Source organism: Staphylococcus sp. GW821-FHT11H10 (assembly GCF_058807855.1).
Genome location: NZ_JBXARC010000041.1, coordinates 1 through 5,589 on the forward strand (window position 1 = coordinate 1; position 5,589 = coordinate 5,589).

The window sequence follows — 5,589 nt, forward strand, 5'->3', positions numbered from 1 at the left end:
CCAGCGTTCATCCTGAGCCAGGATCAAACTCTCCATAAAAATTTATGATGTTTGATTAGCTCATAATACTAAATAGTGTTTGTAACATTTAAGTTACTGTTTTGGAATTAACGTTGACATATTGTCATTCAGTTTTCAATGTTCATTTAAAGCGATTACATTTATTAATTATATCAATAATCTTTATATCATGTCAAGAACTTTTTAAATTTTATTTTATTCAAAAATCCTTCTGTTCAAAACTTAATTGATTATTTCAACAAATAATATCTTATATTGTCTTGCAAAGTTTTTCAATAGTCAAAATTACACTTTCTTAACATTAATTTAATGAAATTAATTTCTGAAACAAGAAAGTTTACATTCGTTTTTGACGACTTTTATATAATAGCAAGTTTGCAAAGGAGCGTCAATCATTTTTGTATCATAATAATGGCTAAATTTTCACCTCTAATGTATTGTTTTGAATTAAGAGTATAATTTACATATTTTTTAGCATTATTTTGTCGAGAGATCTATTTTTAATACTAGTGTATATGATTTTCGTGCTTAATAAATCATTTAAAGTGTGTTTATTTTTCACTTATAGCTAGATTAATAAAAAAGAGGCTGGGACAAAATAAAATGTCTCAGCCTCTTTTATCATTTTGTCAGTAGCTGACTGATTTGAAAATGCGCTTGAATCAAGCTTTTTTCAAACCTAGTCATCCTTGCCGGGTAGGACAACGAAATAAATTTTGAGAAAATATTATTTCTGTCCCACTCCCACTATTTCTTCCATTCTATTATTCTTCTTTATCTTTGCATTCTTTACAAATACCATATATTTCCATACGGTGATGTGTTACGTCGAACTCTGTGATATGCTGTGCAAGTTGTTCAACTTCATCAAGTTGAGGATAATGGAAGTCTACAATCTTGCCACATTTCTCACAAATAACGTGATAATGATTATGAGTATTAAAATCAAATCGACTTGATGCATCTCCATATGTTAACTCTTTAACTATGCCAATACTTTTAAACACTCTTAAATTATTATATATAGTCGCAACACTAATATTTGGAAAATCAGGTGAAAGTGCTTGATAAATTTCATCCGCAGTTGGATGTGAATGAGATGCAATGAGATAACGAATGATGGCTTGACGTTGTGGTGTGATTCTTACACCAGCTCTTCTTAGGGCTGCAATTGACTCTTCTAACTCATGATCAATAGACTCCAGTTCTGCACTCATATGATTCACCACTTTCTACTTAATAATAATTATTACTTGATATTAATATAACTGTTTCAAAAGTGTGATGTCAATAAGTACGAACGATTTCCGTTAATAACCTTTATATAAATCGACTCTATTCTCAATTACATCATTTTTATTGAGAAAATCATTCAAATTCCTCTCAAATAGTTTTGTAGCATCACTTTTTATATTTTTGTCATTTCCTGTTATATGTGCTGTAATCGTCACATTATCTAATTTATATAATTCATTGTTTGCATCTAATGGTTCATTTTCAAATACATCTAAATATGCATGGCGAATTAAGTTATGATTTAATACTTTTATGAGTATTTTTTCCTCAACAATTGTTCCTCTACCTACATTAATAAATAAACATTTATCATTCATAATTTTGAAATGTCTTTCCGACAATAAATGATATGTTTCTTGAGTTTCAGGTAATGTATTAATAATAATATTAGCTTTATTTAAATGTGATTCTAAATCTTCTATTGTATAAATATTATCGAAACCATCTTTATGATGACCGGATTTACTTATACCGATTATTTCCAATTCAAACGGTTTGAGTAATTTGACGGTTTGTTGAGCTAACGATCCTGTTCCTAGTATTAATACTTTTTCATCGCTCAATCGTTTACCAGTTAGTTTAGAATCATACACTTTATTTACTTGATTAACATATGATGTGCGCATTTTCTTATAGTCATTAAGTATGAAGGATAAAACAAATTCTGAAACTTGTTTAGCCTGTATTCCCCTAGTATTAGTTAAAATAATATTTCTTTCTTTAATAACTTCTAATGGTAGATTATTAACACCTGTAGCATACCAGGAGATCCATTTTAAGTTTGGACAAGCATTAATAAAGTTCTTATCAACGCCACTATCATAGCCAATCAATATCTCTAATTCATTTTTAAGTTCTGTCGGTATATCTACTGCTTTCTTGAAAAAATAAAATTCTAAATCCGGGTAGCTGTTTATAAGTGAAGCTTCTATTTCTCCTAATCGCTTTAAACTAACTATTTTCATTGATTTCACCCCAAAATTTGATTTAGTTCTTCAATTTGTGTTTTTACTTTAACCTTTTCAATGACATCGATGATAACGCCATCCTCATCAATAATAAATGTTGTGCGAACAATACCCATAGATTCTTTACCAAATGATTTTTTCAATTGATAGACACCTATTGCTTTAGATAATTGAAAATCCTCATCAACTAATAAATCAAAATTAAGATTATGTTTTGCAATAAAATTTTGATGTTTTTTCTTAGTATCACCACTGACTCCATATATTTGAACATTCAAGTCATTAAATTGTTCTATGTTGTCTCTAAAGTCACATGCTTCTGTTGTACAAGTTGGAGTATTATCACGTGGATAAAAATAAATAATTGTTTTGCTTCCTTTTATTGTCTCATTAGTAATCCATTCACCATTCTGATTTTCTAATTTAAATTCTGGAAATTTTTGTCCCTTTTTAAGCATCATATCACCTATTTCTTAATTATATTAATTATATGATACGATAGTAAGGAATAATATTAAAATAAGAGAGGTTGAAATAAGATGAAATTCACTGAGAGTGAACGTCTACAACAATTGTCAAATGAATATATTTTGGGTGGCGTTAATTCACCATCACGCTCTTATAAAGCAGTTGGTGGAGGTGCTCCTGTTGTAATGCGCGAAGGACATGGCGCATACTTGTATGATGTTGATGGCAATAAATTTATTGATTATTTACAAGCATATGGTCCTATTATCACAGGTCATGCTCACCCTCATATAACTAAAGCTATTCAAGATCAAGCAGCTAAAGGTGTACTTTATGGCACGCCAACAGAATTAGAAATTGAATTTAGTAAAAAATTACGAGAAGCTATTCCGTCACTTGAAAAAATACGATTCGTAAACTCTGGAACTGAAGCAGTTATGACAACGATTCGTGTTGCTAGAGCTTATACAAAGAGAAATAAAATTATTAAATTTGCAGGTTCCTATCACGGTCATTCTGATTTAGTATTAGTAGCTGCTGGTAGTGGTCCATCACAATTAGGATCTCCTGACTCTGCAGGTGTTCCTGAAAGTGTCGCTAAAGAAGTAATTACAGTACCGTTTAATGATATTGAATCATATAAAGAAGCTATGAAACATTGGGGAGATGAAGTAGCTGCTGTGCTAGTTGAGCCAATTGTTGGTAATTTTGGAATGGTTGAACCACAACCAGGTTTCTTGGAAAAAGTTAATGAAATTACTCACGATTATGGTGCATTGGTGATTTATGATGAAGTTATTACTGCATTCCGCTTCCATTATGGTGCAGCCCAAGATCTATTAAATGTATACCCAGACTTAACTGCATTCGGAAAAATAATTGGAGGTGGCCTTCCAATTGGAGGCTATGGTGGCCGACAAGATATCATGGAACACGTTGCCCCATTAGGTCCGGCATACCAAGCTGGAACGATGGCAGGTAATCCACTTTCTATGAGAGCAGGTATCGCATTACTAGAAGTACTAGAACAAAATGGTGTTTATGAAAGATTAGATCAATTAGGAAAACGACTTGAAGATGGTCTATTAGAGCTAATTGATAAACATAATATTACAGCAACTATTAATAGAGTATATGGCTCTTTAACACTTTACTTCACAGATGAAAAAATCACACATTATGAGCAAGTTGAGAATTCAAATGGAGAAGCATTTGCTAAGTTCTTTAAATTAATGTTGAACCAAGGTATTAATTTAGCTCCATCAAAATTTGAAGCATGGTTCTTAACTACAGAGCATACTGAAGAAGACATTGATGAGACACTTAAAGCTGTTGATTATGCGTTTAGTCAAATGAAATAGTAAATTTATAACCTACAATAAAGGAGCGTGAATTATAACGTTGCCTTTATTGTAGTTTTTTTATTAATCAAAACAAAAACTTGTATCTATTCAGTCTTCAAGTGTATACTAGTTTAAAATATTATTATAAAAAATATATTTAAAGGAGCGTTATAGTTGAGGCTAGGAGCTCGTATACTAAAGACTGGTATTGCAATTATTCTTGCTTTGTTTATAGCGTCATTCTTACCTGATAATGTCGGTTTAAAATCTGTAGCAGGAATTAGTGCGATTGTTGCTATGCAACCTAATATCTACCGTTCTATTAAAACTATTTCAGAACAAGCTACAGGTAATGTCATTGGTGCTTTATTAGCAGTCATAATGGTGACAATATTTGGGAAGAATATCGTTATTATGGGTGTTACTGTCATTTTATTAATTGCCATCTTATATAAATTAAATTTAGCACACGTTGCTACATTAGCTGGCGTAACAGCGCTTATTATAATGGGACAACATACTGGGTCATTCTATGTCACTGCAGCATTTAGATTTATACTAGTAATGATTGGTGTTGTCAGCGCTTCTGTAGTTAACTTAATATTTTTACCACCCAAATTTGAAACTAAGATATATCACAACTCAGTGAATATTGCTTCTGATATTTTCATTTGGTTTAAACTCGTATTAAATGACGCATCTGACTATCATCAGATAAAAGAAGATGGAGAACAAATTGAATCACGTATATCAAAACTCGAACAGATTTTTAATTACTATAATGAAGAAAAAGCATTAACTAGAAAGGCTGCCTTCCAACAAAATAGAAAGAAAATCTTATTTAAAGAAGTTGTAGGCACTACAAGACAAGCTTATGAAGTACTAAATCGTATGGCTAGATATCAGAATGATCTTCACAATCTAAATTACAATTTAATTTTCCAGATAAAATTAGAATTAGATTCATTAACAGCCTATCACGAACAAATTTTAAAAAGCTTGTCGAAAAAAGCTCGTTACAATGTGGAACATTTTGATAATCAAATCATGAATCCTCAAAAGAAAGACCTAATGGATGCTTTTCAACAACAGTTAATTCAAAACCCTTATCAAGTAGAATATTCATATTCAAATATCATGCAAATCATTGCTACAATAGAAGAATATCGTTATTATTTAGAACATTTAGATCGATTAAGATTAAGTTTCTTCACTTATCACCGCAATGACACTGATATAGATATTGCTGATGAGGATTTTGATTTATAACAAAAAAATGGGGTTACGAAGCTTGTAAAATTTTCTTTATGAAATTCTCTTTGCTGACCCCCGACCACTCCGGCAAGGTTGACTAGAATTAAAAAAGATTGTTACAAGTGCATTTTTAGCCAGTCAACTACTGCCAATATATATTTGAAGAGTCTGGGACATAAACCCTAGAGAAATAGCCAGTAAATGAGTTTTAACAAATTCATTTACTGGCTTCTTTATTT

At 31.0% G+C, this 5,589-nt stretch carries 5 protein-coding genes; 2 read left to right on the forward strand and 3 right to left on the reverse strand.

Going from position 1 to position 5,589, the window contains the following annotated elements:
• Positions 1-785: 785 nt before the first annotated feature.
• The 3 genes from perR to bcp form a co-directional block, all read right to left on the reverse strand.
• Positions 786-1,238 (reverse strand): peroxide-responsive transcriptional repressor PerR, encoded by a 453-nt coding sequence (perR, locus tag AC1RRU_RS12345; RefSeq protein ID WP_011275403.1) that lies wholly within the window; start codon positions 1,236-1,238, stop codon positions 786-788.
• Between the two features lie 93 nt (positions 1,239-1,331).
• Positions 1,332-2,282 carry an NAD(P)-dependent oxidoreductase gene (locus tag AC1RRU_RS12350; protein ID WP_493196601.1) on the reverse strand — a complete coding sequence of 317 codons (951 nt, stop codon included), beginning with the start codon at positions 2,280-2,282 and terminating at the stop codon, positions 1,332-1,334.
• A 5-nt stretch (positions 2,283-2,287) separates the two neighbouring features.
• Positions 2,288-2,743 (reverse strand): thioredoxin-dependent thiol peroxidase, encoded by a 456-nt coding sequence (gene bcp / locus AC1RRU_RS12355; protein ID WP_011275400.1) that lies wholly within the window; start codon positions 2,741-2,743, stop codon positions 2,288-2,290.
• 81 nt (positions 2,744-2,824) lie between these two features.
• Here bcp and AC1RRU_RS12360 point away from each other — a divergent pair, with 81 nt between their 5' ends.
• The gene (locus AC1RRU_RS12360) at positions 2,825-4,114 is read left to right on the forward strand and encodes a glutamate-1-semialdehyde 2,1-aminomutase (RefSeq protein WP_011275399.1); all 1,290 of its coding nucleotides are present in this window, start codon (positions 2,825-2,827) and stop codon (positions 4,112-4,114) included.
• Positions 4,115-4,270: 156 nt separating this feature from the next.
• Positions 4,271-5,365, forward strand: a complete 1,095-nt coding sequence (locus AC1RRU_RS12365) for an FUSC family protein (RefSeq protein ID WP_011275398.1) — start codon at positions 4,271-4,273, stop codon at positions 5,363-5,365.
• The last annotated feature ends 224 nt before the right edge of the window (positions 5,366-5,589 follow it).